The following is a 732-nucleotide window of genomic DNA, read 5'->3' on the forward strand; positions in this document are numbered from 1 at the left end:
AGCCGGCGCAGGTGTCGGCCTTCTCATCGGCATGGATCTCGGCATAGGCGAGGCGGGAGTGGTCGTCGACAGCGGCGTGGACGTAGTCGTAGCCGATCCGAGCCCGTTTTTGCGCGTAGGTCTTGCCGGCTTCCCGGCCGTGGGCCCGCCATCCCCCGCCGTCCGGGATCCGTCCGATCTTCTTGACGTCGATGTGGACGAGCTCGCCGGGCCGGGCGCGTTCGTAGCGCGCAGGGCTGCGACGTTCGGCCCGGATGGGCTGTCCGGTCAGCGGGTCGCAGGACGCCAGGCGAGGGATCTGGTGGCGGCGCAGGATGCGGCTGACGGTCCGTGCGGGGACACCGGTTTCCGCGGCGAGGAAGTCCGGGCCCCGCCGGTGGGTGCGCCGTGCGCTGAGCACTGCGGCCTCGATATGTCCGGGGGTACGCCTCGGGCAGCTGCGGGGGCGGCTGGAGCGGTCGTGCAGGCCATTCCAGCCCTCGGCCCGGAAACGGGCCACCCACCGGTGCGCACACTGGCGCGACACTCCCAGCTCCTTGGCCACGTGCGCCACCGGACGCAGGTCGTACACGACACGGCGCACCAAAAGACATCTGCCGTGAAAGGTCAGCCGGGCATTAGCGTGGGCCACCAGGACCTCCGGTTGTGGTGAAGACAGGCATCTCCACTACGCCCGGAGGTCTTCTCTTGATCAACTACCGACGCGAGTCACCAACCTCATGGCCGAGTACA

Annotated in this window: 1 protein-coding gene; it reads right to left on the reverse strand. The window is 69.1% G+C overall.

The features are described from left to right. Positions 1–631, reverse strand: a 631-nt coding sequence (locus tag M8J73_RS34290; protein ID WP_249829478.1) for a leucine zipper domain-containing protein, incomplete at its 3' end; no start/stop codon positions are given. Positions 632–732 lie beyond the last annotated feature (101 nt).

Origin of the sequence: Streptomyces neyagawaensis, assembly GCF_023516595.1 — a bacterium.
GTDB lineage: Bacteria > Actinomycetota > Actinomycetes > Streptomycetales > Streptomycetaceae > Streptomyces > Streptomyces neyagawaensis.